The organism is Pedobacter agri (assembly GCF_032678665.1).
Taxonomy (GTDB): domain Bacteria; phylum Bacteroidota; class Bacteroidia; order Sphingobacteriales; family Sphingobacteriaceae; genus Pedobacter; species Pedobacter agri_A.
Genome location: NZ_JAVTSH010000006.1, coordinates 346,560 through 373,027, shown reverse-complemented (window position 1 = coordinate 373,027; position 26,468 = coordinate 346,560). Strand labels below are relative to the sequence as shown.

At 40.0% G+C, this 26,468-nt stretch carries 19 protein-coding genes and 1 tRNA gene; 6 read left to right on the top strand and 14 right to left on the bottom strand.

The window, feature by feature from the left end; translation table 11 throughout:
* Positions 1–82: 82 nt before the first annotated feature.
* The 3 genes from R2Q70_RS14705 to R2Q70_RS14695 all read left to right on the top strand — a co-directional run bounded on the left by R2Q70_RS14705 (position 83) and on the right by R2Q70_RS14695 (position 2,378).
* Positions 83–170, top strand: a tRNA-Ser gene (locus R2Q70_RS14705).
* Between the two features lie 298 nt (positions 171–468).
* On the top strand, positions 469–1,257 hold the full coding sequence (locus tag R2Q70_RS14700; protein ID WP_316808322.1) for an alpha/beta hydrolase: 789 nt from the start codon (positions 469–471) through the stop codon (positions 1,255–1,257).
* A 20-nt stretch (positions 1,258–1,277) separates the two neighbouring features.
* Positions 1,278–2,378 carry a PAS domain-containing sensor histidine kinase gene (locus tag R2Q70_RS14695; protein ID WP_316808321.1) on the top strand — a complete coding sequence of 367 codons (1,101 nt, stop codon included), beginning with the start codon at positions 1,278–1,280 and terminating at the stop codon, positions 2,376–2,378.
* A 71-nt stretch (positions 2,379–2,449) separates the two neighbouring features.
* On the opposite strand, the gene R2Q70_RS14690 is transcribed toward R2Q70_RS14695, so the two are convergent.
* From R2Q70_RS14690 to R2Q70_RS14670, 5 genes are all read right to left on the bottom strand, one after another.
* Entirely contained in the window at positions 2,450–4,162 is a 1,713-nt protein-coding gene (locus tag R2Q70_RS14690) for a RagB/SusD family nutrient uptake outer membrane protein (RefSeq protein WP_316808320.1), read from the bottom strand.
* Between the two features lie 11 nt (positions 4,163–4,173).
* Positions 4,174–7,314, bottom strand: coding sequence for a TonB-dependent receptor (locus R2Q70_RS14685; RefSeq protein WP_316808319.1), 3,141 nt, complete (start codon positions 7,312–7,314; stop codon positions 4,174–4,176).
* 154 nt (positions 7,315–7,468) lie between these two features.
* Positions 7,469–8,539 (bottom strand): aminoglycoside phosphotransferase family protein, encoded by a 1,071-nt coding sequence (locus R2Q70_RS14680; RefSeq protein WP_316808318.1) that lies wholly within the window; start codon positions 8,537–8,539, stop codon positions 7,469–7,471.
* Between the two features lie 53 nt (positions 8,540–8,592).
* Entirely contained in the window at positions 8,593–9,945 is a 1,353-nt protein-coding gene (locus R2Q70_RS14675) for a Gfo/Idh/MocA family protein (RefSeq protein WP_316808317.1), read from the bottom strand.
* A 241-nt stretch (positions 9,946–10,186) separates the two neighbouring features.
* Positions 10,187–11,506, bottom strand: a complete 1,320-nt coding sequence (locus R2Q70_RS14670) for a hypothetical protein (protein WP_316808316.1) — start codon at positions 11,504–11,506, stop codon at positions 10,187–10,189.
* 552 nt (positions 11,507–12,058) lie between these two features.
* Between R2Q70_RS14670 and R2Q70_RS14665 the strand changes: the two genes are divergently transcribed.
* A complete protein-coding gene (locus R2Q70_RS14665; protein WP_029204370.1) occupies positions 12,059–12,286 on the top strand; it encodes a helix-turn-helix transcriptional regulator in 228 nt (75 codons plus the stop codon).
* A 193-nt stretch (positions 12,287–12,479) separates the two neighbouring features.
* On the opposite strand, the gene R2Q70_RS14660 is transcribed toward R2Q70_RS14665, so the two are convergent.
* The 9 genes from R2Q70_RS14660 to truA all read right to left on the bottom strand — a co-directional run bounded on the left by R2Q70_RS14660 (position 12,480) and on the right by truA (position 24,960).
* The gene (locus R2Q70_RS14660) at positions 12,480–13,322 is read right to left on the bottom strand and encodes a cyanophycinase (RefSeq protein WP_316808315.1); all 843 of its coding nucleotides are present in this window, start codon (positions 13,320–13,322) and stop codon (positions 12,480–12,482) included.
* Complete coding sequence (locus tag R2Q70_RS14655; RefSeq protein WP_316808314.1) at positions 13,322–14,347, bottom strand: isoaspartyl peptidase/L-asparaginase; 1,026 nt, start codon at positions 14,345–14,347, stop codon at positions 13,322–13,324. The genes R2Q70_RS14660 and R2Q70_RS14655 overlap by 1 nt, the downstream gene beginning before the upstream one ends.
* Before the next feature lie 6 nt (positions 14,348–14,353).
* Complete coding sequence (locus tag R2Q70_RS14650) at positions 14,354–15,448, bottom strand: cyanophycinase (protein ID WP_316808313.1); 1,095 nt, start codon at positions 15,446–15,448, stop codon at positions 14,354–14,356.
* 123 nt (positions 15,449–15,571) lie between these two features.
* Positions 15,572–16,963, bottom strand: coding sequence for a RagB/SusD family nutrient uptake outer membrane protein (locus R2Q70_RS14645; protein WP_316808312.1), 1,392 nt, complete (start codon positions 16,961–16,963; stop codon positions 15,572–15,574).
* Between the two features lie 11 nt (positions 16,964–16,974).
* Positions 16,975–20,286 carry a SusC/RagA family TonB-linked outer membrane protein gene (locus tag R2Q70_RS14640; protein WP_316808311.1) on the bottom strand — a complete coding sequence of 1,104 codons (3,312 nt, stop codon included), beginning with the start codon at positions 20,284–20,286 and terminating at the stop codon, positions 16,975–16,977.
* Between the two features lie 155 nt (positions 20,287–20,441).
* Positions 20,442–21,611: a FecR family protein gene (locus tag R2Q70_RS14635; RefSeq protein WP_316808310.1), complete on the bottom strand. Its 1,170-nt coding sequence runs from the start codon at positions 21,609–21,611 to the stop codon at positions 20,442–20,444.
* A 93-nt stretch (positions 21,612–21,704) separates the two neighbouring features.
* Positions 21,705–22,292 (bottom strand): RNA polymerase sigma factor, encoded by a 588-nt coding sequence (locus R2Q70_RS14630; protein ID WP_316808309.1) that lies wholly within the window; start codon positions 22,290–22,292, stop codon positions 21,705–21,707.
* 38 nt (positions 22,293–22,330) lie between these two features.
* Positions 22,331–24,103, bottom strand: a complete 1,773-nt coding sequence (locus R2Q70_RS14625; RefSeq protein ID WP_316808308.1) for an ABC transporter ATP-binding protein — start codon at positions 24,101–24,103, stop codon at positions 22,331–22,333.
* Between the two features lie 104 nt (positions 24,104–24,207).
* Entirely contained in the window at positions 24,208–24,960 is a 753-nt protein-coding gene (truA, locus tag R2Q70_RS14620) for a tRNA pseudouridine(38-40) synthase TruA (protein WP_316808307.1), read from the bottom strand.
* A 140-nt stretch (positions 24,961–25,100) separates the two neighbouring features.
* Between truA and R2Q70_RS14615 the strand changes: the two genes are divergently transcribed.
* Both R2Q70_RS14615 and R2Q70_RS14610 read left to right on the top strand, forming a co-directional pair.
* A complete protein-coding gene (locus R2Q70_RS14615) occupies positions 25,101–25,556 on the top strand; it encodes a DUF4293 domain-containing protein (RefSeq protein WP_316808306.1) in 456 nt (151 codons plus the stop codon).
* Between the two features lie 132 nt (positions 25,557–25,688).
* Entirely contained in the window at positions 25,689–26,081 is a 393-nt protein-coding gene (locus R2Q70_RS14610; RefSeq protein WP_316808305.1) for a DUF1801 domain-containing protein, read from the top strand.
* The last annotated feature ends 387 nt before the right edge of the window (positions 26,082–26,468 follow it).

The window sequence follows — 26,468 nt, the reverse complement described above, 5'->3', positions numbered from 1 at the left end:
GATAAACAAGCGGTAATATTTTGATTTAAATATTAAAGTAAAAATCATTTGCAGATTAGCGCCAAGTTCGTACTTTTGCAGCGGAGAGCTGGCAGAGTGGTCGAATGCGGCAGTCTTGAAAACTGTTGACTGTAACAGGTCCGGGGGTTCGAATCCCTCGCTCTCCGCCAAAAAAAAAACAAAAGCCCTTTATCAAATGTCAAATGATGAAGGGCTTTTTTAATTATTGGGGCGTAATTTTTCAACTGGCCGAAATGAGAGATCATCAGTACCTCATGAGCACAATATTAAAAAACTTTTCTGAACCAAACAGGAAATATTCTTATTAGACTAGCAGACGGTATTGTATATGCTGAACTGCTGTTTTCAATAAACAGATTTGAAATAAATTGTGTATTTTTACCAACTTGGCCCAACAAATCATTCAAATTAATACATCGTTGTCTTTTATCCTATTATCGAAAAAAAATGAGTGTACTGGAAAGAAATAATGTACATCAACTGGGTAATGGCAGTACTACGATGATGTTTGCCCATGGGTTTGGCTGTGACCAGAACATGTGGCGCTTGATTGTTCCAGCTTTCGCTGAAAATTACAAAATCATTTTGTTTGACCATGTTGGAGCAGGGCTTTCAGACCTTAATGCGTATGATCCTGTAAAATATAACGAACTGGATGGTTATGCTCAGGATATCGTAGAGATTGCGGAAGCGCTTCAGTTGAAAGAGATCATTTTTGTAGGTCATTCGGTTAGCGCTATGATGGGCATTATGGCCGCAGCACAATCTCCGGGACTTTTTAAAGCATTAATTCTGGTTTCACCTTCACCATCCTATATCAACGATGGCGATTATATTGGTGGTTTTAGCAGAATAGAAATAGATGAATTATTGGCTTCACTGGATCAAAATCATTTGGGTTGGTCGATGACCATGGCACCAATGATTATGGCAAACGCCGACAGGGCTGAGCTGAGTGAGGAGTTAACCAATAGCTTTTGTCGTACCGATCCAACCATTGCCAGGCAGTTTGCCCGTGCAACCTTCCTAACCGATAGCAGGAGCATCTTAAAAACTTGCCACACCCCTACACTTATTCTCCAGTGTTCTGAAGATATTATTGCACCTGTAGAAGTTGGAGCGTTCATCCATCAGCAAATGAAAAATAGCAAACTTATTATTCTCGAAGCAACGGGTCATTGCCCACACTTGAGTGCACCGGCGGAAACCATTTCTGCGATCAAGGAGTTTTTATAATCGCTTTACCATTTAACCCGATGAGCAATTTATCATACGAAAATCATCTGGAGGAGTTTTTAGAAAATTCGCTCTCTGGCTATATTTCGACTAATTTACGAGGAGAAATCATTAAAGCCAATACCAAAGTAGTCACATGGTTGGGCTTCGAGAAGGAACAGCTCATCGGTAAGCGAATGACCAGTATTTTGGCAGTAGGCAGCAGGATATTTTACGAAACGCATCTGGGTCCAATGTTAAGGCTTAAAGGCTTTTTTGAAGAGGTTGCGGCAGAACTTTTATTAAGCGATGGCAGCAAAATGCAGGTATTGGTAAATGGCTATGCCAAAAAAGATGAAAACGGGCAGCCGCAGGAGATGCGACTAAATATTTATCGTGCCACAGAAAGAAAAGTTTATGAAGATAATCTCCGTCATGCCATCAGTGATGCTCAAAACACCATTCAAACTGAACGGGAGCTGGCCATTTTAAGGGAGCAGTTTATAGCTGTTTTGGGTCATGACCTTCGTAACCCTCTTGGTGCGATCAAAACCGGCTCATCGTTACTTGGGCGTTCCGTATTGTCCGATCGTGACAAATCCATTGTATCTACAATTGCTAAAAGCAGCCTTCGCATGGAAGAACTAATTGCTAATGTAATGGATTTTGCTAGGGTGAGATTGGGTGGTGGTATTTTGCTGGAGCTTAGCGATGTAATGATTGAACCCATTATTACGCATATCATTGATGAATTAATGATCTCTTATCCGGAGCGGAGCGTGATTACCCATTTTGATGTGCACAAGTCAGTCCACTGCGACATCAACCGTTTATCGCAAATGTTATCTAACTTACTGGCAAATGCGCTTACTCATGGATCGGTAGATACTCCGATTAAACTTATCGCTGATACGCAGGACGATGTGCTGAAAATTACAGTAATAAACGGCGGAAGAGCAATTCCACCGGTTGTACTCCAAACGTTGTTTGAACCCTTCACCAGGGAAGCCAACACCCCAAGCAAACAAGGTTTAGGATTAGGGCTGTACATTGCCTCACAAATCGCCAAAGCCCACGGTGGGCATTTAACTGCCAGTTCTGATACCAAAGAAACAAGCTTTATATTCCAGATGCCACTGTAGCATTTGCTATTGCCAGTATTGATATCAATTTAAACAGGATACAGTGACCTGCATCCTGTTTAAGGTTGTAATTATTGGGTTGGGTTTTGGGTTAATTTTCCAGGATAAGAATTGATCGCACTTTGCGGAATATAATACACCACCCGAAAATCGTTAGCGCTTATATCTGCAGTTTGATTCTGTGGCCCCGGATATCGGCGCACCAAAGGTTTTCCGTTGCGGAATACATCAAAACTTCTTTCTGCCTGGTAAGCCAACTCCAGCTGACGCTCCTTATCAATTAAATTGCCTGCATTTGCCGCAGTAAGCGATGAGTAGCCACCATTAACAATTGAACGCGTACGGATGGTATTTAAATCGCTAAGTGCTTCCGTATACCACTGCAATTTTGCATAAGCTTCTGCCCTGTTCAAATAAACTTCTCCGAGCCTGCTGATTACCGGTGAATGAAGGTGTGAGTTTTCGCCTTCGCGAGAATCTTTTACAATATAGAATTGCGGATAAACCCGGTTCAAGGTAATGAAGTTATCAATCACTCCAGTATACGTTTTCCCGTTTTTGTAATTGATGCTGTAAATCTCCTGAGCGGCATCTACCGGTGTCAGGGTGTATACATCCGTACCTTCTGTACAGGTTATTATATTTCCATTTCTGGTAATATTGGCCTGCACATAGTTTAAGGTATTGGCGCCATCATCTTTAATGAACCGGAACACTTCCGTAAACCCACCCGAAGCATTGGTAGCATAAGTTGGCTCAATAAAAGCAGCCCGGGCATCTACAATTTTATATTTCGCGGGGCGCCAGTCGTTCCTGCCGGTTTCATTTAACAAATCGATATATTTTGCGCTGGCATACATCTCACCCCAACCCTGGCCACCAATGTTTGCGTACATACCGCCAATACCATAGTAGTGATCTGAACCTGAAAATTCAGAAGCAACGCGTTTGATGGCAAAAATTGTTTCTTTATTGCTTTCAGGTAAAAAGGTGTTATACTTCATAAAATCTGCCCGTGGAAGTAGGCTGTAACGGGTTGAGCCTGAAATTACTTTTGTGGCATAATCTACCGATAGTTGAGCAAATGCCTGATTAGGATTTTCGTAAGTTCCACTCATGTATAAATAAACCCTTGAAAGTAATGCCTGGGCAGCTTCTTTTGAGGCAAAAATAGAACCCTTGTTTACGTTAATCAGTTCTTCGGCTTTTTTCAAGTCGGCTATCACCTGCTCATAAGTTGCCTTCACACTGGCACGATCTGGCAGATTCAAATTGATAACATCGGCTGGTGTTCCGTTTACAATTGGCACTCCCAGATTGGTTTCTGGGTTTTGATAATATGGACGACCGTATGCCCTCACCAGATAAAAATAAATTAATCCACGGATAAAATAACACTCTCCTAATTTACTGTCTAGTGTGGTGCTTTTACCTTGCGGGATCATACTAATGATATTGGATGCCTGGGCAACGGCCTTGTAACCGCTATCCCAAAAGGTTGATAACCTGGAGTTGTTCGGTGTTCTTGCAAAAGAGATAAACTCATAAAAAGCATCAGTAGAAGAACCTCTAATCATGATGTTATCTCCGGCATATTCACCCAAGCGGTGCATAGGATCTGACCAGGCTTTCAGCTGGGCATAAGTTCCGTTAAGTAATGCATCAATAGATTCTTCCGGGTTGTTATTTATTTTTTCAGACTGTAGTGAACCGAATGGCTCTCTGTCGATTTTGCAGGATGATATTGCGATCACTGCAAACAATATAACTAAGATCTTTTTCATTTTTGTATGAATTAGAATGAAACATTAAGACCGAACATAAATTTTCTGGTCATAGGATAAACTGACGGACCTGCTGAGAAAAGAACATTTCCGGTATCTTCAGCCACCGGAATCTCCGGATCAACACCTGAGTATTTCGTGATCACAAACAGGTTTTCGCCAGAAATAAAGGCCCTCAGATTTCTGATTTTATACTTTTTCAGGTCGAAGTTATAACCTAGCGCCAGTGAACGCATTCTGAAAAAGTCATTGCTTTCGATATAACGTGAAGAAACTGAATTTCCTTTATCCTGATTATTGTATCGTGCTACCGGATGGGTGGCAATATCTCCTGGCTTTTGCCATCTCGACCAGCCTTCCATCAGTTGCATTTGATTTCGATCCGTATATGTACCATCGGCATCATATTCCTGACGGGAGTAGTTGTAAATTTTTCCACCAATAGAGTAGCCAAAAACTGCATTTAAATCGAATCCTTTATACCTCAGATAAGTGGTAATGCCACCAAACAAATCAGGAGAAGCATTGTCTAATTTTTCTTCTGTAGCTTTTGAATAATCTGAAGTTGTTGTTCTGGATATCTCATTACCCTCAGCATCTCTTGTTACCGTATACCAGGTGGGTTTACCATCTGCCGGGTTTACGCCTGCCCATTCTCTCATGTAGTAGGTATCTACAGGAAGGCCAATCTGGATTACCCTGTTGGCCGAACCGGCAATACCCGTGCCATCACCAACAATCAGTGGTTTTGAGGTATAAGTTCCATCCAGGTTTCTGGTTTTATAAATATCAGTCAATTTATTACGATTGTGACCTAAATTTACATCTAAACTCCAGGTCAAGTCTTTCGTTTTAAGAATATCACCTCCCAGCGCAACCTCAATACCTTTGTTGCTCATTTTACCAATGTTTTGCGAAATGCTGGTGATGCCCGTTAAGCCGCTAATGGGTACATTGTATAAAATGTTGTCTGTGTTTTTGATGTAATAATCTACTGTTAACCTTGCCCTGTTATTAAAGGCGTTTACATCCAGGCCAATGCCACTGGTATAAGTTTGCTCCCAGGTTAAATTCGGGTTACCCAACTGACTGATTAACAAGCCAGGAACACCATTATAACCTGCCGCCGGGTTAACCGCATATAAATCATATTGAGGATATAAACTTGCCGGGCGGTTACCTACAGAACCGAAGGCTGCACGAAGCTTTAATGTATTGATATATTTCGCTTTGAACCATTCCTCGCGACTGATATTCCAGCCGCCACTTACAGAAAAGAAATTACCGTATTTCTTTCCAAAATTGGAAGCACCATCTCTACGAAGTGATACCTGAGCCAGATACCGGCCATCATAATCATAATTGGAATTAAACAAAACTGACTGTACCGCCCACTGGCTAATTCCACCTCTTGTTCTTTCTGGTTTTGCTGTTACATCCAACACTTCAAAGCCCGGAACTATACCCGTTCCGTACGCATCAAGTGTTTTGTTCGAAAAATCATTGAATTCATAACCAACCAGTGCATTTAAATTATGCTTTGCCCAGTTATTGCTGTAACGTAAAATCTGGTTGGTATATCTACGGGTATATTCAGAACGGTAATCCGTTACCCTTCCGTTTACACTTAAGCCGCCATTAGAACGTGGGTCGGTATAACCTGCTGCTGCATAACTGTTATAACGATAATTGTTAACGGAAGCAAAAGTGAGGTTTTTAGTGATTTTGATATCAAAATCTAAGTTCCCCATAAATTCATAATTCACGTTCGAACCTTTGTTCCATTGCAAATCGTACAAATAGTTGGTACTTGCTGTGTTTACCCAAAGGGATGAACGGTGTGGCACCAAATTTCCGTTTGCATCATATGGACTATCCCAGGGCAGGTTTGAATAAATTGAAGTAACTGAATATTGTTGATCGAAAACGCTGCGTCTGGAGCCTACCAGTGATGGCTTAATCGTTAGCCATGAATATGGCATATACGTGGTATTTAACCTGAAATTATAGCGCTCGTAATCATACCCTCTCACTGCTCCAGATTCATCATAATACCCTACCGATAAGAATGATTGTAGTTTTTCTGTTCCACCCTGGAGCGATATATTGTGATTTTGGTTAAATCCTGTTTTGGTTGCCAAATCCCACCAATCGAAATTGCTGTTCCGTAACTCTGGTTTCCAGCGTGGAAAGCTGATGGTGTTGGCGTTAGCAAAGGATGAAAAGTAATCATATAATTCCGCCCCGTCCATCATCTGCAAATTGCCGTTTGTTAACTGGTTTACCCCTACCCGTGAAGATACATCAATCGTCATTTGCCCAGACTTGGCTCTTTTGGTGGTGACTACGATTACCCCGTTGGCACCCTGCGAACCATAAATCGCAGTGGAGGCCGCATCTTTTAACACCGTCATTGATTCGATATCCTCGGGGTTCAGTTCGCCGGGGCTTGAACCTACAATTACGCCATCTAAAACCCATAGTGGGTTGGTTGTCCCATTTAAAGTAGCCTGACCACGAATGATGACAGAAGCTGCCGCACCAGGTTTGCCTGAACCTGGTGCTACAAATAATCCCGGCGCTTTTCCGGCCAATAGATTTTGTACGTTCGGTGAGGTTACGTTTTTCAGTTTATCTCCACTGATGGTACTCAAAGCGCCGGTTAAACTCTGGCGTTTTTGTACACTATAACCCACTACAACGAGTTCGTTTAGTGTTTCTGCAGATTCGGACAAAGTAATTACGCCCATTGCTGCACCAGTAATGGCTACTTCTTTGGTGGTAAAACCAATTGAGCTGATCACGAGGGTTTCACCAGCCTGCGCTTCGATACTGAACGCACCTAAATTATTTGATGAAGTTACGCGATTGGTTCCTTTTACCGTAATGCTCGCTCCGGGGATGGCTCCGCCCTTTGCATCCTTCACCGTTCCGGTGATGATATCAAAAGCATTTTCGGTTGAACTTGCAAATTCACGTTCGCCTGCTTTGTTTAACAGATGATGACGTGTTCCACTCACCGGCTTTACTGTGGCAGTAAGAGGCGTTTCTGCATGTGCCGCAACGGAGATTCCCAGGTGAGCCAGGATCAGCATGGTTACCGGCGCAAAAAATCGCTTTTTGTTTTGTTTTTGGTTAGTTATTTGTTTCATTGAGTTAAAGTTTGTTGAATGGTTTTAATCAATTTTTTAGTTAGTTGTTAAGGGTTTGTTGGTTATTGGCATACGCTTTAGTTTGGTTTATCATTAAATTCATCTTCGCTCCCGGCTTGCCACAGGCCACATCCGGGTTTGGGATTCTTCAGATTTAGTCGGCTTGTTTAATTTCTTCTCTTGCTATAAATTTTTCGAATGCAGCAACATTTTCTGTGTACTTATTTAAGAGATGGATCTGGTTTTTCGCCCGGTTGAGGTTGTGTTCAGGGTAAGTGGCGCCATAATAAATGTCGCCGTTTAAAAAGTCGGTTAAAAACCGTAGCGCCTGCATAAATATGATAAACTGGCCTGCGTAGATGAATAATTCACGTTCCGATGATGTGAGTACCGTATCCATTTCACTCATATAACCCCGATAAATTGCTTCAAAAATCTCCACGCGAATCTCGATCAGGCTAAAGTCTGTTTCTTCCTCTGTCGCTGGCGAAAGATAGGTCCGCATCATATCCCCAACATCACTAATGAAATATCCCGGCATCACCGTGTCGAGGTCGATTACGCATATTCCATGTCCAGTAACCCGGTGCAGCAGTACATTACTGATTTTCGTATCGTGATGAAATATCCTCACTTTAAGTTGATTTCTTGTTATGATTTCATCGTACTTTTGAGCAACATCCATATGTTTAGCCAACTGTTGAATGGCCCAGGCCGCAGCTGATAACCTGGATTCATCTGCCAATTTGAGTGCTTGCCTGTATTGCGCCACACGCAGGCTTAAATTGTGAAAATCTCGGAGTGGAAAATTGATTTTGCTCACATCGAAATCTTTGAGCAGTTTGCTAAACTGCCCGAATTGCTTTGCAGCCTGGAAAGCCTGGCCTGGATGCACCACTTTATCTATCGTTATCGATTCCGGAACGAAAGGAAAAATCCTAAAAGTGTATCCGCCTATATTAAGCACAGATTGGCCCGAACGGGTTTGAATCGGGCCAACAAACAAATATTCTGGTGCAGTGTGGTTCAGGTAGCTTTTTAACCTGACGATATTTTCGATAATCTCTTCCGGGGATGTGAAAATATCGGTATTGATTTGCTGAAGGATAAAATCACCATTAACGGTGCTTACCTTCCAGGTATTGTTAATTAATCCCCCGCCAAAAAGGCTGTATGCTGTTTCCGGCCCATCTAAATTAAAGCCTTTTAAAACTTCTAAGATCATATCGTAATTACTGGCTGCTTTGTATCGAAAATTAAAAGATCGGTATCAGACGATTAAAAGCCACTATCATCAAGGGCGAAAATATTTTTACGTTCTTTCCACTTCCCGTTTGTAAAATCAGGAAACTTCTGCGGCATGTTCCCTTCTTTTAATGATTGTGTAGATAGCGGAGTGATCACGCTCATGGTTACCGAGTCGTAAACATCAATTGGGGTCTGTTTTTTCTGTTTTACAGCTTGAATAAACCCATTAAATACAAACCAGTCCATGCCACCATGGCCAGCTCCCACGGCTTCTTTTTCGTATTTTTTCCATAGCGGATGATCATATTTCTCAAACCACTCTTTTACAGGTTGCCATTTGTGATCGCCTTTTGATTCTTTTTCGATATAAATGGATTTGTTGACATCCATCCAAATGCCATCCGTTCCCTGCACCCTGAAACCAATTGAATATGGGCGGGGCAAATGTGTATCATGACTAAGCATTACGGTTTCGCCATTGGCGCAATTGATGAGTGTTGTGGTTACATCGCCGTTTTTATAATTGATTTTAGCATTGGGGTGGCCTGGAGACAGATCTTCCACGTAGGCTGCCAAACCTCTTGCTTTTGAACTGAAGGATACGAGATTGGTAAAGCGGTTTCCGCGGTTGATATTTGCGTATTGCATAATCGGGCCAGCGCCATGAGTTGGGTACAAATCACCATCTTGGTCGATGTTGAATTGTGTTCTCCATTGTGCCTCACTTCTGGCATTGGGGCCAAATTCTACTCCATTGCCATAATATGCTTTGCCATCATTGAACAACACATTTCGGAGATTGTGCTGATAGCCACCCTCAAGGTGTACCAACTCCCCAAAAACACCTTGCCTGACCATGTTTAAAGCAGCCATCACATCTCTTCGGTAACACACATTCTCTAAAGTCATGTATGGCATTCCGGTTTTCTCTGAAGTTTTTACGATATCCCAATGATCTTGAACCGTTAGGCCTGCAATTACTTCGCATCCCACATATTTGCCAGCCTTCATTGCATCAACCGCCTGGTCTCTGTGAAATTGCCAGGGCGTAGCGATGATTACTGCGTCGATGTCTTTACGATCTAAAAGTTTTTTGTAAGCATCTGTACCACCAGTATATTCCTTTGCTGCCGTACGCCCAGCCTTCGCAATTGCCGCTCTGCAGATTTTAAGTGAACTTTCCTGTGTATCGCAGATTGCAACGATATCTACATCATCACGTAATAAGCCTTCAGAAATATGGCTCATTCCTCTGGCGCCCACGCCGATATAACCAAGCTTAACCTTACTGTTATCTGATTTCGCAAATAGTGCCCCGCCTGGTAAAATCGTCAGGCCGGCAGCTGTCAACGTACTGTTTTTAATAAATTCTCTACGCTCCATTGTTTACCTAATTTGTTTGTTTTTATAAGTATTCCGCTTTCGGATTAAGATAAAACTAGGGGCAATTGGAGCGAAAAACGACAAATGAAACATCCAAACAACAGCCAAAAGAATGAATGATTAAAATTTTGATTTTCAGCTATTTAATGTCAGTTTTTTACACAGATGGATGATAAAAATTATGGATTAGCATGCACAAAGAGGCGTAATAAAAATGGAGTAGTTTGAAAATGGAAGCTAATTAATAAGATTCGCCTGTATTGAGGTCGGATAGTTCGGGAGATGCAGCCGTTCCTATTCCATTAAATAAAATTTTAACCCCCAATACTTTACCAATAGATTTAGTGTAGGTAGTATTGAGCAAATTTTTATCGTTGATAAATAATGACACCTTTTTATTTTTTACCAGAAGTTTCACATTACCTCCGGCACTAAAATCATAACTCATGTTGCTTAGGTTTTTGGAAGTGCCATTTACATGAAGTTCAGAAAAGTTATACTCTGAAAAAGCAGAACAACTCGGTTTTACCATTAATACACGGTGACGACCCTCGCTGCCGAGGATAAAAATGCTGGCTTGCATACAGGCAATTCCGGGTCTGCTTTCTTCAGTTTTTAATTGACACCTAAATAAAAAATTATCGCCGCTAATGTTGCTGGAATGGATGTTACTAAAGCCGATCATAAACGGTTTGGCAAGGTTTATCCCAGCAGAATCCAGCTGTTTGGCTGAAACAAATAATTTTTGTTTCGATAGCGGCTTTAGGCGGGCGATTGGAAAAGCGCTAAGCGAATCGTGACCGGAATTTGCTACCCAACCCTTGGTTTGCATGGACACAGCTATTGTATCTATAGCTTTATTTTTATAGAATAGCCGAACATGTACTACACCAGGATTTTTAAAAAACTGCACCACTTCCTGATTTGCGGTGATCGTTTTTAGCGGTCCTTCATCCATAAAATTTATCGTAAACTGCTTATCTTCATTTACGTTACCAAGCCGCGATAATTTGAAAATAGCCGTATGCGGCACCTCACCATTTGGATTTTCGCAAATTAGTTTTACTTCACCTGGTTTAACTTGATCAATTTTGTTGAAGAGTATAAAACCACCCACTGCAATGGCCAGTATAAATAGAGCTAAATAAATGAACAGTTTTGAAGTGCGGGCTTTAGAACTCTGTTCGGTGGAGATGACATGCTCGACATCGGCGTGTTCAACTTCTGGTTTAATCGCTGGTGCTACCTGAGGTGCGAAACGGTTAATCAGCTCGAATTCCTGCCAGTCCCTATAGCCAATAAATTGCGCTAGGGCATCGCGGGTAGCCTTTTGAGGGTAGTAGCGGGTGGGGGTTTTCAGCCTTCCAAAAATCCTTTTTAATGTATTTTCACTTAGATAAACTTTGGTTTGCCTTCCTAACTGACTATTTAAAAGGTTATAATCCCTAGAGCGCCAATCTGCAATAGGCTTTGAACCCATTTTTTCTTCGATTTTCTTGCCACATAAATCCAGAATTTCGAAGAACCGTTTATCGTCAGATGGTGTAGGGATAGGTGTCATTCTTAAGTGTTATCTGAAGCTGTTTCAAAATTAATCAATGTAGCCCAGGAAATTTGAAACTCCTGTTGGAGAATGCTATATCAGGTTTCGAAATGCCAGGATTATGCCTTTATCTGATATATTTAAGGTCACACATTCAAATTATCAATATTATCAATACTTAATGCCATATCAAATCAATAAGGAAGCGAAGGCAAGTCAAACCAGGAAATAATTTTCTGTAAGATGTTAAAAAGATCGCTAAAAAAGCTACGCAAACGTTTGTCTGTTTTTTCAACACCTTACAATCGTATGTTATTCGATCCGCTTGAGAACGAGATTAAATTACAGGCCCGCAAAAAAGCCTTCCATCTCTGGAAGGCTTTAAGTATTTTATATTTGGTTAGAAAAAAAAACGCTCTACCTTGAGCGGCAGAGCGTCCACTAATTAATCTATCGTCCCGGAAAGACTAAAGTGTAAAGTTATTACATAATTACTTCACATGTTATAGCCCTTTTGAGCTATCAGAATCACGAAACAAAGTGAATATTTTTATGGTTCAATTTAATTAAATGAGAGAAACTAATAATTCCCCAAAAATAATGGGTATAGATGACCTTGAACTCAAAATGATAGAATTGATAGCGCAAGGTTTGACCTACACCGAGATAAGTGAAAAACTTAAATTAGAAGAAAATAAGGTTGAAAACATCAGGAAAAATTTAATTATCAAAACCCGAACGAAGAACACGGCATCGCTGGTGTCGTTTGCTTATAAATATGGTTTACTAAAAGTATAAAACCTTTTCATTTCTCATCAGCATTTACCGATGCAATTGCAATTTCTTTCAAGCGCTACTTTTCTATCCGGTATCTGCTGCACTGATCAGCATGCTGATTTTATAGATACAAAAAATGCGCTGCAAAAAGACAGCGCATTTTTTTTGTATCGAAATTTTTAATAACCTGTAGCGGCCAACCTTAATGCTTAGGTTAGGGTTTAATGTCAATCACATCGCCAGCGCTAAATATTCCGAATTCTGCCTGATTAAACTTTAGCAAGCCTTTATCAGTTGTTTTTAAACTTTTTGGATTCGCTAACCGAATAACCTGGCTTTCGCCGGCAACAGTAGCTTTAGTGCCATGAACAATAATTGCCGTACTTTCATCAATGCCAACACATACCAGATCAGGATAAGCAGCCAAAGCTGAGATCAGGCGGTTGTAGCGATTGCGTTTGAGGAAATGCTGATCGATAATGGTATTTTCCAACAAGCCCATTCCCTGAGAAAACTCAATGTTTTTATCCCAAAGTTTATTAAAAGTCTCTTTATAAACCGTATCCAGCAATTGCTTTCCGGTAATCATATATTTACTCATTACCGCAGCGCCTGCACTTGTACCGGCAATGGTTGCACCATTTTGGTAGGCTTTATGAATGGCTGCATAAACTGGCGTGTTCAATACTACCTTCATAAAACGGCTTTGATCACCTCCCAGGATATAAATCAATTTTGCATTGGCCAAAGAATCGGTCCATTTTTTGTCATTTACATCATGCCTGGCGAAATTGAAATTTTTAATGGTACGCGGATCCAGCTTTTGCAACTGCGTGGAAAGCGTTCCAAAGCCGACATCCGGAACTTCGCTTGCCATCGGTAAAACGATGATGTAATCACTCGGTTTCAGTTCGGCCGTTTGCAGCATCTGCTTCATCAACTCATCAGAACGATTACCACCGCCGATAATAAATAGATTTCCTTTTGCTGTTTTACTTTGCGCATTCGCGAATAACGAAACCCCGAGTAAAAAAGCCAATAAAAAAGCGTTCTTCATTATTTATAAATGTTGACTTCGATTTTACCATCTGCAGTAATTGCACCACGATACATTCCTTCGGTATTAAATGGCATCGAGATATTTCCTTTTTTATCCAATGCAATTAAGCCACCATCGCCACCCATTTTACCTACTTTATCCAATGCAATTTTTGATGCTTCGGCAACGGATAAGCCTTTGTATTCCATTAAATCGGAAATGGTTTTTGCCACCACATTACGGATATAAAATTCGCCCCAGCCCGTGCAAGAAATACCTGCTGTTTCATTGTTGCAGTAAGTTCCAGAACCTATAATTGGCGCATCACCTACGCGACCGTATTTTTTATTGGTCATCCCACCTGTTGAAGTTCCTGCGGCAAGGTTTCCAGCTTTATCCAAAGCCACGCAACCTACGGTTCCGAATTTATAATCGTGATTTTTAGTGCCTAATAATTCCGATTTTTTACTCCCGTGATCTAAAACCGCTTTGGTAGAATCTTCCTTAATGGCTTGTTGCAAACCCTCCCAGCGTTCTTTGGTCCAGTAATATTTTGGATCAACGATTTCTAAACCTGCTTCTTTTGCAAACTGATCAGCCCCGGCGCCCACCATCATCACATGTTCAGATTTTTCCATCACCGCTCTTGCTGCAGAAATTGGATTTTTCACTGTAGTTACACCGGCAACTGCTCCCGCCATCAGCGTTTTTCCATCCATAATCGCGGCATCAAGTTCGTTTTTACCATCATGCGTAAACACCGCACCTTTGCCTGCATTAAAATGCGGATCGTTTTCTAAAACATGAATGGTGGCTTCCACCGCATCTAAACTGGATTTCCCAGCTTTGATTTTAGCATAACCGGCCTGCAATGCCTGTGTTAAAGCCGCTACATAAGCAGCCTCTTTTTCAGGTGTCATGTTTTTCTTTAAAATGGTTCCGGCACCGCCGTGAATAACCATTACATATTTTTTCTGCTGTGCCGAAACATTCAATGCCAACACAGCGAATAGTAATACTGCAAATAATTTTAATGCTCTCATTTTTATCTATTGATCTTTTTTATTTAACACGCCGTTATCAATCCACCACCAGTACCATTTGCCACCTGTAGCTTCATTAGCCTTAAAGTTAGCAACATTAAAGTTTCCGCCACCATTAACCGAGGCCGCAATTTCATAAACGGATAATGCTTTCTCGCTATTGTTCCAGATTGCCTTTTTAAAAGCTTCCATTTGTTCGGGTTGTTTGCCTGACTCAGAAGAGATAAAATAAGCGTAGCTGTATGGCCTGGTCACCGAATAATCTCCAAAAACTTTAGCCATTCCATCTTTATCAATACAAACCGCAGTACGCTCATCGGCCGCAATGCATTTAGCCGGTGTTTTCCAGTCTTTGTTTATTCTCCCTAAAAAGATGACAGATCTCCCTTCACGATCGCGGGTTAAATAATGCTGATCGGTAATTACATTTTGCAAATACGGTGCTTTTAGAAAGTCGTTATTATAAAGGGTAACGTTGGCGTCATAAGGATTTGCCAAAGCCTGTGCAGAAGTAACGCCACCCGTTTCTCCACTGTAATAAAAACCACCGAGAATGGCACAACCGGCACTGGTTCCGCCAACCGGCGCCTTTTTATCATTTAACAAATAATTTAGTGCTTGCTCGGTTTTGGTTCCTTTCCAGTTTCGCATGTAATCAGACTGATCGCCTCCAGCAATAAAAACCATTTCTGCATTGCGGATGATGTAAGCCACCGTATCATTGTTCGCCAGTTCTTTGGTATTGATTAACAATGTTTCTACTGAATTTACTGAGCCCAAAGCATTGATATATGGATTGTAAGCATCGGTTCCTGTCGCACGTAACACAACTACATCACCTCCTCCACTTCTTTCAATCATCCATTTAAAAGCAGCATCAACATCAGCTCCACCGCCCATTAAAACCATTCCACCGGTGGTAGATTTTACCACGTTGGTGCTATCGCCAACGATGCCAATAGACGCTGGCCGGCGTTTAGCAATTGGTGTTGCTGTACCGCCGCCTGTTGAGGGCGTACTTGGGGTTTCTGTGGTTTTTCCGCAGCCCATTACTGAAAAACAGATGGCCATCAAAAAGATAAATAAGGATTGTTTCATCATTAACATTTAAAAGACTGTATCATTTATTTTGTCGACCTGAGCCTGTCGAAGGCTAAAAGATTATCTTTTTGCGTTTCGACAGGCTCAACGTGACAAGGCTCAGAATAATTAATTATAACTAGCCTAGTAACCAGGGTTTTGAACGGTCTGTTTATTTACAGAAATTTCCGCTGCAGGAATTGGGAATGCATACTGTGCCTGAGTAATTGGCAAAGTGATCGCTCCAGAGGCATTTGCAGCATCAGCAGCTAACCTCACCACAGGTAAACTTCTTCTTTTCAAATCGAAAAAGCGATGACCTTCGAAAGCCAGTTCTTTATAACGCTCTTCTAAGATAGCCGCAATTAAAGTTGGTTTATCAGCGAATGTAGCATTCACATAACCGTTGATGCGGGCATTACGTAAAACATTTAAATCACCTGCCGCGTCGCCGGTAGATTCTGCTTCAGCTTCTGCTTTAATCAGATACATTTCTCCGGTACGGAATAATTTAATATCAGTTAAACCAGGTGCAGTTGAAGTTCCTCCAATGTATTTATTCACCAAATATTGAGATCTGGTTCCGGTTCTTGTAGCATCAAATCTGATGTATGCGGTATAACGCAAATCGTTCACCTTATCAAAGGTATTGATTAATTTAAAGGCTGGCGCATATAAAACAATTCCTCCGGTTTGGCGGAAATAGAAATCGCCCAAACGTGAATCTGTCGTTCCAACGCGTTTTGCTTTCCAGATTACCTCGCTATCATTTGCATCCGTCCAAATTCCTGGAAACTGTGCTTTTGTAGCCAGTGGAAAAGCTGCAATTGCCTCATTCGCATAAGTGATGGCTTCGCTCCAGTTTTTTTCATACAAAGCCAACCTCGCCTGAATGGCAGAAACAGCTGCTTTGGTGATGCGGGTCTTATCTGTAAAGGTTGTCGGAATTAATGGTTTGGCGGCCACTAAATCTGCTTTTGCATTGGCCACAACCACTTCGAAATTATCTCTTGCAGGATAAATAATTGCCGAGGCTTTCATGTAAGGAACACCCAGGGCACCCGTTTGATAAGCAGATGCGTAATTACGTAAAAGTTCAAAATGAAAATAAGCACGTAAAGCCAATAATTCTCCACGGTAACGAGAACCTGTTGTGGCATCAGCTCCTGTCAAAGTCAGTGCATCCAAACCTGCCAATGTTCTGTTGATCCGGTCTATTGCTACATAAAAAGTATAATATTGCGAAGTGACCGAGCCACTTCCTGCATTGTATAACCATCTGAAAGCATCGCTATTTCCAACCGTATTTTCTGTTGGGAACGTTGCCTCATCAGAAACGGTTGAAACCACGCCAATGGTACCACCATCTAAAAGCGCATAAGCACCCAAAACACCTAAATTGATATCACTGATGTTTCTGTATGCTTTATCCGGTGATATGGTATCAGTTGGAACCAAATCCAACTTTGCACAAGACGATGTTAAAACTAACAACGAAAATATAAGTGCGTATTTTTGATATATTTTATTAATCATTGCTGTAAATATTAAAAGTTAACGTTTAAGCCTGCTGTATAAGTTCTGGTATTAGGATATTGGAAACGGCCATAAACTGCATTATTTTCCGGATCTAAACCTCTCCATTTTGTCCAGGTAAATAGGTTCTGACCTTGAACGAAGATTTTAACACCTTTAATGATTTTTGTTTTCTCCAGTAAACTTTTTGGTAAAGCATAACCTATGTTCACATTTCTCAACCTCAAAAACGATGCATCCTGAATATCTTTTGAAGTAAAGTTTCTTGGAAGATCGAATTTTTGTAAAATGGCATCATTTCCTGTATCACCAGGAACCTGCCATCTGTTTTCCAACATTCTAACAGTTTGGTTACTGGTTGCATAACGTTGATTTTCGTTATAAAAATCTTCGTTGTTCCAACGCGTTACGTTAGATACGAATGAAAATAACGCAGATGCAGTAATGCCTTTATAACTTAATGAGGTGTTAAATCCTCCTGTAAATGTTGGGTATAAACTGCCACTGTTGGTGTTACTTTGCGTGTTTACATTGTAAGCTGTGGTGATCGAACCATCAAGGTTGTAATACTGCGGCTCGCCTGTTTGCGGATTAACACCTGCCCAATCTGGAGCATAATAAGTTCCGTAAGGCAAACCAACTTTCAAAATTCTGGTATCACCATCAGGATATGAATCTACTAAATCAGTAACATGCAAAATTTTGTTTTTGTTGTAACCAGCATTTACGCCAATCGTCCAGATGAAATCCTGGTTTTTGATCACGTCTCCACTTACATCAAACTCAACCCCTCTGTTTTGCATTACACCGGCACTTAAGTTTAGCTCACTAAAGCCAGAAGTTGCCGAAAGCGGCTGATTGATGAACATGTTGGTTGTTTTTCTATTGTAGTAATCAACCGTTACACGTAATCTGTTTTTTAGCATTGCTAAATCAAAACCAGTATTAAATTCCTTTACGTATTCCCAGTCGAAAGCATCATTCCCTGGCGTAGTTGCCCTTAATGCTGCCGCACCGCCGTAAGATGTGTTTACGGCGTAAGTTGGTAGATACAAGAAATCGCCACCGAAAGGACTTGCCGTAATACCATAACTTGCTCTTAAACGTAAATCGTTAATCAACTCATTGTTCTTTAAGAACTCTTCGCCTCTAACATTCCAGTTTGCACCAAATGAATAGAAACCATGCCATTTGTTTTCTGGTGCTACTCTGGTCGATCCATCGTAACGGTAACTTCCTGTTAAGGTATATTTATCGTTATAAGTATATCTGGCTACACCCATGATAGATGCCAAAGCATTTTTAGTTTTGCCACCAGTGGTGCTCGGTAAAAATGTTGCACTACCATTTGTTGCACCTGCTGGTGTTTCTGGTAAACGACCATCGATGCCGTAAGCGCTAAAACCAAATGAGTTGTAATTGTTGTAAACGTACTCATAGAAAGCAGAAGCCTCAAAATCATGCACATCGTTAAACTTCTTCGCATAAGTTAGACCTGTAGTTGAAATGATATTGAAATTTCTTCTGCTTGCATCCGTTAAACGTCCTTTGCCACCTAAAGTATTGGCCACACTTCTTGATCCATAATAAGAATCAGGATTAACGAATTGCTGGTCGGTAGATTGACGATAATCAATACCTGCCCTGGTTGTAATCTTTAATTCTGGCAAAATCTGGTAAGCAAAATTAGTGCTGATGATTGATTTAAACTGTTCTGTTTTATCTGATGAATTTAGCAAACGTTCTAAAGCCTGACTACCTTCACGCTGATCTAAAATAAAATATTGAGATCTGTTTCCCGGATGCACCAAAGTGCCATCAAAAGCATATGGATTTTCGTAAGGCAATGCGTAATAAACAGAAGCCATAGCTGTACCTGCTCCCGTACCACCCTCACCTTCAGTAAAACTAGATTGCGAATAACCGATGGATAAATTTGTGCTACCGCTGAATTTACCATCATTGAAATCTAGATTACTTCTCAATGAGTAGCGGTCTAATCCTGTACGTTTTGCAACACCTTCCTGGCTATAATAGTTCAATGAGTTATAAAAACGTAATTTCTCATTTCCACCACTAATGCTCACTTGCTGTTCCTGGAATTTACCGCGTTGGAAGAAAATATCTCTCCAATCGGTATTTATTTGTTTTAAACTGTCGATAATATAATCAGCACGGGCACGAGATGCTGCCGTTCCTGCTGCATAGGTTGGGTTTTTTGGAGAATACGTCCATCCTGGCCCAATGTTACGGCCAAAACTTGCTCCAATTTCTTCTTCGAACTGCAAACGCTGTGAAGTGTTCATCATTTCGAAATTTGGTCTGCTTAGGTTAGAAAAACCATATTGTGAAGTGTAATTTACTGCAATTTTACCGGCCTTACCTTTTTTGGTAGTCAGCACAATTACACCATTTGATCCTCTTGAACCATACAATGCTTTTGCTGATGCATCTTTCAAAACCGTTGCAGATTCAATGTCGTCAGGGTTGATGGTTTGAAAATAACCTGCTTCAATTGGCACACCATCTAAAACAAACAGTGGCGTAGATGAACCATTTACACTGCCAATACCACGAATTACCACTGCTGCACTTTGGCCTGGCTGTCCCGAAGTAGAAATAACGCTCATACCCGGAACGCGACCTTGTAAAATCTGATCAACAGTTAAGCCCGGAACGGTATTAATTTTTTCAGCGCTAACTAAAGAACTCGCCGCGGCAGATTGTGTTTTGGTGTAATTAGTATAACCTGTTACCACTACATCGCTTAGCGTTCCGGCAGATGGTGTTAGCTTCAACGAACCCAATTGTGCTTTTGCAGCTACTTCCCTATCTGTATAACCGATATAAGAAATCACTAAAGTTGCATTTTCATCTACATTTCTGATGATAAAATTTCCATTGGCATCGGTTACAGAAATTGCAGACTGCCCCTTAACACGTACTGAAGCACCCGGCATTGGATTTCCATTTTCATCAACAATTTTACCTGTTACATCAATGGCTTTTGCCGCTTCATCGCTATTTGCTTTTGGGAAAATTAAAATGGTATTCTCTTTAATCTCCCAACCAAAAGGCTGCGATTTTAAAGCCTGGGTTAATACATCATTAATCGCTGCATTTTTTAAATCGATGGTTACTGGCCTTGATTTTTGCTGAACCAAATCGGTATCATACAAAAAGAAATAGCCCGTTTGGCGTTTGATTTCTTTTAAAACACGCACCAGTGGCACATTTTTTTGGCTAATATTGATGCGTTGAGAAAATGCAGCAGCACTTACCTGAATGCATAAAACAGTCATTAGAAAAATAAAAATTTTCATAGCCCTAATAAATTGTTGGTTTAAGTAATTTGTAGTAAAGCCCTTTGGTTTTTCGGCCATGGGTTGACTACCTCGAGTGTAAAGATTCATACATTCAGTTGGGTTTAAGGTTAATTGATTAGTTATTGTTTGGTGGCGGTTAAGCCGATTATTTTTTATTTATGATCAGAAATTACTTTTAACTGCCGACCTTCTAAAAGTTCAAATTTGATATTGCCTGTTTTCTCGAGCATTTTTAACACTTCAGATAATTTCGATTTTCTGGGTACCATACCATTGTATCTTTTATTGGGAACCGTAGAATAGTCGATGTTGATATTGTACCACCTTTCCAGTTGGTTCAGGATATTTTTTAGCTCAGCATCATTAAACTGAAAAAGACCATTTTTCCAGGCGGTTTCGTCGTTTGTATCTACATCCGATGATATATTGATCAATGCGTTATTCTCCAAACCAGCAATGGCTTGTTCACCTGGCTTTAAAATTTTGGAAGATTTCAGATTACTCACCTTCACCAGACCTTCTAACAAAGTAGTTTTGATGGTATGATCATCCATGTAAGCATTGATATTAAAGTGAGTGCCCAATACTTCGATTTTTTGATATTGGGTTTGTACATAAAATGGTTTTGATTTATCTTTCGCCACCTCAAAATAACCTTCGCCAGTAAGCGTAACAGAGCGTTGCTTACCCGAAAACACTTCAGGATATTTTAAAGATGAAGCTGCATTTAACCAAACTTTAGATCCATCAGGCAGAATAACCTGGTATTGCCCGCCTTTCGGCGTGTGTATGGTATTGTAAGCTGCAGCATTTGATAGCTCTCCCTGGTTGACAACTGTATAAACCAGCTGACCATCTTTGGTTTTTGAAATTTTTACACCATGCGTATCGCTGATGTTTTCAGGTGTTTGATCATCCAGAACAATCTGTGATCCATTGGCCAATGTTAAAGTGGCTTTATTGGTACCTGGCAAAACATCCAGATTTTTAACTTTTGCTAAAGGAATTGTTGCCTTAGTAACCTTCTTATTTAAGAAAAAATACCAGCCGGCGGATATTAAAATTAATATTGCTGCGGCGGATGCATATTTATCGAAAGAGATGATGCGTGGCCTTTTTTGAGCAGTAAGTTCAGCCTGTATAGCTTTAAAAGTTTGCAATTCGAGATCAGTGTTTTGATCGGCTTCACTAATTTCATCCGCTTTTTCACCCAAAAGTTTATAATATTCCTCTATGAAACGTATTTCCTCGGCTGATGCATGGCCAGCCAAATAGCGTTTAAGAATAATTTGTAGATCTTTTTGAGGAGAAAATTGACCCATAGTTCTGGTGTTTATATATACATGTACCAGAAACTTAAAAATATCCCAAAATAATTTTGAAAATTTTATGGAAATCTATTTCAAGATTAGCAATTACCTAAAAATAGCAATGTAAATCACCAAGAAGAATAAAAAAAGATGAGTTAGGCGAAACCTTAAGGCATGGGTGGCAGTGGTTAGCTGGTTTTGAACCGTTTTTTGAGAAACATTAAGCTGAACTGAAATTTTTGCTGTGGATAAGCCTTCAAAATAGTGCAGTAAAAAAATTTTTCTTCGTTTTTCGGGTAACGCTTTTATAAATAATTCCAATACACTTTTGGCTTCGCGATCGAGTAAAGCTCCATCCGCCTGAAGCGGGGAAATTAGCTGATCCTCAAATGAAGAGGCAAAAAAGCTGTTTTTTGGTGTCCTGGCAATGTGTTTCAGCACTTGAAAGCGAACGGCCGTGTGTAAATAAGCGAGTGGTTTTTCTAAATCAAGCTCCGTTTTCCTGTTCCAAAGATCGGTGAAAACGTTTTGAATGACGTCCTGACATTTTTCCTTTTCGGGTAAACGTTTGTAAGCTGCGTTGTAAAGTTCTAGCCAATAAAGTTTATAAATTTCACCAAATGCGGCCTCATCTCCTTGCTTTAATAAGTCAAAAAGTACTCTATCGTGCTCACTATTTCTCGAGGCGTTCAATGATCAGGTTTGTTTAGGAAAACCAAACATAATCATTTTTAAGAACTTTTTGCTATTCCTCCTGATGAGAACTGAAGATCGTAAAGCTTTTTGTAATAACCATTTAGCTTCAGTAATTGTTGATGCGTTCCTTTTTCCTTGATTTCACCTTTATCCAATACAATAATCTGATTTGCCTTTTGAATGGTTGATAAACGGTGTGCAATTACAATCGAAGTTCGGCCATCCATTAAATTATCAATGGCTTTTTGAATTAACAATTCGGTTTCAGTATCAACGGATGAAGTCGCCTCATCTAAAACCAAAATAGCAGGGTTGTGAACCAGGGCACGAATAAAAGAAATCAGCTGCGCTTGTCCGGCAGAAAGCGTTGCGCCTCTTTCCATCACATTATATTGATATCCGCCAGGCAAGCGTTCGATAAATTCGTGTGCACCAACTTTTTTCGCCGCATTAACCACTTCTTCGATAGTAATATCTGCATTATTTAAAGTGATGTTATTTAGAATCGTGTCTGAAAAAAGAAATACATCTTGAAGGACTGTTGCAATGTTGCTTCTTAAATAGTCGAGGTCAAAATCTTCGATACGAATTCCATCAACGGTGATTTCACCTTTTTTCACCTCATAAAAGCGATTCAGAATATTAATGGTTGATGATTTCCCGGCACCAGTTGCTCCAACCAAGGCCACTGTTTCTCCTGCCTTAACATCGAACGACAAATCTTTTAACACGTAGTTTTCGTTGTTGTAAGCAAACCAAACCTTTTCAAATTTAATGTTTCCATCAAGTTTGGCCGGCTTTTCCGTTCCGGCATTTACCGTAACCTCATCCGTATCCAATACTTTAAATACCCGTTCTGCACCAACCATACCCATTTGCAGCGTATTAAATTTATCAGCCAGCTGGCGGATTGGCGTAAAAACCATCCCCAGATACATGATAAATTGTGTGATGGTTCCGGGCGTAACATCCAATGGTTTCTCTAGGATACTTTTTGCACCGTACCATACCAACAAACCTAAAGACATGGCCGAAATTAACTCAACAACAGGAAAAAATATGGAATAATACCAGTTGGAACGGATATTCGCATCGCGGTAGCGTTTATTAATGGCGTAAAACTTTTTGTATTCCTGCCGTTCTCTGGCAAAATACTGAACGATAGAAACCCCGGTGATATGCTCTTGTAAAAAAGTATTGAGGTTAGAAACTTCGTTTCTGATTTCCTGGAATGCAACTTTAATGGCTTTCTGAAACTTTCGCGTTGCGATAATTAATAATGGAATTGGCAAAAGCACTACCAAACTCAGCTCCCAATCGGTGTAGAGCATTACGCCCACAATCACTACCACCTGCAGCGAATCGCCAATCATCGAAATTAACCCTTCAGAAAAAATATCAGCAATGGTTTCTAAATCAGAAACGGTGCGGGTAATTAACTGGCCAATTGGGGTTTTATCAAAATACTTTAAACGTAAACTGGTAATATGGTTAAAAACTTTGATTCTTAAATCGCGGATGACCGATTGCCCTAATGTATTGGTTAATAAGGTGTGATTATATTGAATCAGCGTTTGCAAAATCAACATAAAAATCATCAGCATGGTCATCTTTACCAAACCTGAATAGTTACCCAGTAAGATATAATGATCGAGTGTATATTTAATAAGGAAAGGACGAACCGGAGAAATTGCCGCAAGCAGAATGGTCAAAATAACCGACCAAACAAAAACAGCACGATACGGCTTTACGTATTGAAAAATACGTTTCAGCAATCCTGTGTTATATACTTCGCCTGTTACTGCCATTGTTTTTTAATTTTGAATGAGTGATTTTTGAATGATTGAATTTCTACATGATGTAAAAATTCAATCATCCACTCATTCTATAATTCACTGATTCAATAATTCAATCATTGTATATACGGGTATTCTACTTTCACTAAATACAAACCACAGGCAGGTACCGATTGCCCGGCTTTGCTTCGGTTTTTACTTTCAATAACGGCTTTAAATTCTTCCAGGTTAATTTCATATTTGCCTACCCTAACCAAAGTGCCCATAATTGCCCTGACCATGTTACGTAAAAATCGATCGGCTTCAATGGTGAATACCAAACCACCATCTTTTTCCTCAAAAACAGCTTTTACAATTTTACAGTTATTGGTAAAGGTTTGTGTATTTGATTTACTGAAGCAAGAAAAATCAGTATAATCTAATAGCAAAGCAGCCGCCTGATTCATTAAATTTACATCCAGCTTATCTTTAACCAGCCAGGATCGGTTTAATTTAAAAGGATCTTTTTCGAAATGGAGGTAATATTTGTAAGCTCTTGCCGTGGCATCAAACCGGGCATGGGCTTCTTCGTGAACAGGAATGATCCTCTTTGCAGCGATTTGGTAGGGCAACATGGCGTTGATTCCAGCAACTGCCTGCAACACCTTCGATTCTTCCAGATTTTCTACATCAAAATGTGCATAAAACTCCGTAGCATGCACACCGGAATCTGTACGGCCACAACCTAAAGTTTCTATCGGCTGACGATAAAAAGTAGACATTGCTTGATCTAACAACTCCTGAACGGTGATGGCATTGGGTTGAATTTGCCAGCCGTGGTATAAGCTGCCATCATAAGCAATTTGTATGAAATACCTTTTTTTATTCAAAGCGATGCAAAAGTACGTTATAAGGAGCAAGGATAAAAGCACATGAAATAAAGATTTTATACATCAGACATTTTGCTCCGCCGTACTTACTCCTTTGTGATATTAATAAAAAGTATAAATTTGTTGCAAATACTTAATTCATGATACAAAGAATACAAACGGTGTGGCTTTTACTGGCAACCGTTGTTTTGATTTTAATGTTGTTTTTACCCATTGCAACAAACATTGGCGGTCAAGATTCCGCAATTTATATTAAAGGAATGCAGCAATCTTTAAGCGGTGATGGTTTCTTGGTAAAAACTAATATTCCAATGTTATCCACTGCAATACTGATCATCGTAATTTGCTTCGTAAATATTTTCAATTTCAGAAAAAGAAGCCTGCAAAAGAAAGTGATCATTTTTACTATCATTGCAATTATTGGTTTTGCCGTTTGGTGTAGTGTTTATCTTAAACAACTTCCCGGTGGTATCGAAGGTGCATCTTTCGGCATTGGCGCTTACCTCCCTGCGCTGGCAATCTTATTTTTAGTGCTTGCAATTTTCGGCATCAATAACGATGAAAGATTAATCCGCTCGGCTGAACGATTGAGGTAATTTTTTAGTATTTGGCCTTATTTACCTCCTGGAAACCTAAGTTATTTTAAGCCGGTAACAAGGGAATTTAAAACCAAAATAACCATGCTTAAGACACATTAATTTGCTGCTTAATTTTGTAATTTAGTGAGCATGAATGCCGATATAGCAAATTATAACGATATACAAAACAAAACAGATCAAGAAATTTGCGAACTGCTCGCAATCACCATCGACAATAGCCTGAGCGAAGCCGAAAGTAAAATCTGGCATGCACATCCTGTTTGGTTTTTAAATGAAAACCCAATTGTTGGCTACAGCAAACAAAAAAAAGGCATTAGGTTAATGTTTTGGAGCGGTGCCGATTTTGAAGAAGAAAAATTGAATGTGAAAGGCGCAAAATTTAAGGATGCGTCAGTTTTCTATATCGACATTTCAGAAATTAATACAGGTGATTTAAATCGCTGGCTTCAAAAATCGAAAACCATTCAATGGGATTATAAAAACATTGTGAAACGAAAAGGAAAATTGGAGCGATTGGTTTAACACCAAGCTTATTCAAGTCTTGATAATAATTAATTAGAGTCTCAATGTTCGGCATTTGCCTTATGGCGCTCCTTTCAAAGGATTTGTAATTCTACCTGCTCATTATTTTTTTCACCATGCTAAAGAAATTTACAAAAAGGCTAATGCTCTAAGTAAACCAAACCCGATTGAAACGGAAATACTTTTTGATGCTTCATGTTGAGTGAAGAGCGACTTGAAAAAGTTTTCTCACATGCGTTCGAAATAACGGACAAAGAAGACAAAAAGATTGCAGTGCAAAGCGGGGCTGCCTGAAACCTCGTAGCACTGGTTTTGCTTTACAAAAATCAAAAATGTTTTAACAGGCAGTTAAGAATTTCACCCAACAGAGGGTCAATACATCATCCA